At 60.5% G+C, this 1,892-nt stretch carries 1 protein-coding gene and 1 pseudogene; both read left to right on the forward strand.

Annotation, left to right across the window (positions count from 1 at the left end):
• Positions 1–85: 85 nt before the first annotated feature.
• Positions 86–857 (forward strand): annotated as a pseudogene (locus ACYSM9_RS21765) (fumarylacetoacetate hydrolase family protein).
• A 119-nt stretch (positions 858–976) separates the two neighbouring features.
• Positions 977–1,892: HpcH/HpaI aldolase/citrate lyase family protein (locus ACYSM9_RS21770; protein ID WP_461859026.1), on the forward strand; the 916-nt coding region annotated here is incomplete at its 3' end.

Genomic DNA, 1,892 nt, shown 5'->3' on the forward strand with positions numbered 1-1,892 from the left:
TCAGGAGAGTGTTTAGTTGAGTGTTCACAGACCCGGCTTAACACTCTCCGCCTTACTTTAAAAGCGCCCACGCCCCGCCAAAGCAATAGGACTTACTCATCTAGGGGACGAATCCCACTACGGTGTCGTCGACGGTGACACCGGCGAAGAAGAAGTCACCGTCATCGCCGGCGACCCCTTTCAGAATGGGATCTCCCGCACGACAACGACTCACAAACTCAAAGACGTAACTCTCCTCGCGCCCGTCGTACCCCCCCCGCAGCAAAGTCATCGGCATTGCCCGCAACTTCGTCGAAGACGCACTCGAACTCAGCGCAGTCCCTGCGCCGCCGCTGTTGTTCCTCAAACCCAACACATCGGTCATAGGCCCGAACGAGCCCATCGTTCTACCCGATTTCTCCGATGAGGTCTCCTTCGAAGCTGAACTCTGCGTAGTTATCGGCCGAACCTGCAAGGACGTGCCCGAAGAAAACGTTGACGACGTGATCTTCGGGTACACGTGCGGCAACGACCTCACCGCCAAGGACTGCCAGAAAACCGACTTGCAGTGGACGCGCGCCAAAGGATTCGACACCTCAGCCCCGCTCGGCCCGTGGATCGAAACAGAACTCGACGTCAGTAACCTCACCATCCAGGGCAGGCTCAACGGCGAACTCCGCCAGGACGGCAGCACCAAACTGATGATCCGCTCCGTTCAGGAAATCGTCTCCATGGTGTCCCACATGTTCACCCTGCTGCCGGGCGACGTCATCATGACCGGCACCCCCACCGGAATCGGCATGGTGGACGCCGGTGATTCGTTCGACGTTGACATTGAAGGAATCGGACGCCTTTCCAACCCGGTCATAAGGCGCTAAAGAACACCGGCCGGGCCTCCAGGACAACCGCCTCACGGGCCCGGCCAAGGCAACAAACCAATCACCAATCACCCGGCGTTCACCCCACATCAGCAACCGCCAGGCAGAACAGGAAACACATGATCACCGCCGACACCCCACTTGCGTCCAGCCCAGCAACACTGAACAGGCAACGTCGCCCAAGCGCTGATATCGCCCGTTCCTGGCTTCTCGTCCCCGGTTCATCCGAACCCACACACTTCAATGCAGCAGCCGAGTCCCCGGCCGACGCGATCATCCTGGACATCGAGGATGCCGTCGATCCCAGCCAAAAGCCGGCCGCCCGCGACAACGTCATCGGCTGGCTGAAAAGCGGAGGCCAGGCATGGGTACGCATCAACGACGCCACCACCACATTCTGGGCCGACGACGTCGAACAGCTCGCAGGCGTGGAAGGACTCCTCGGCGTGATGCTGGCCAAGACCGAGAGCGCCGAACAGGTATCTGCAACCCATGCCCGTCTCGGCGGGAGCCTGCCCGTCATTGCCCTGGTTGAGAGTGCCAAGGGTATCGAGGCCGCCTGCGCCATCGCAGAAGCCCCAGGATCCTTCCGGCTCGCCTTCGGAAGTGGAGACTTCCGCAGAGACACAGGGATGTCAGCAGACCCCGAAGCCATGGCCTACCCACGCGCGCGGCTCACAGTTGCCAGCCGCGTCGGCTCCCTCCCAGGGCCGATCGACGGGCCAACAGTCGGCACCTCCCACCCAGTGCTGCGGGAACAATCAGCAACGACTGTCCTCATGGGCATGACGGGCAAGCTCTGCCTCGACCCAGCCCAAACCCCGGTGATCAACGAAGTCATCAGCCCAACCAGCACCGACATCGCCTGGGCCGCGGAATTCCTGGATGACTTCGCAGCTCGAGGCAAAGTAATTCGTGATGGGTCCGATCTGCCACGCTTGGGCAGGGCGGAAAAGATCATGAATCTGGCTTTGGCATTAGGTGTCCGTTGTCAGTTAATCTGGCAGTGTTCACGTGGGAAAATGCCAGTTCTTC

The sequence above is a fragment of the Arthrobacter sp. C152 genome (assembly GCF_054890965.1).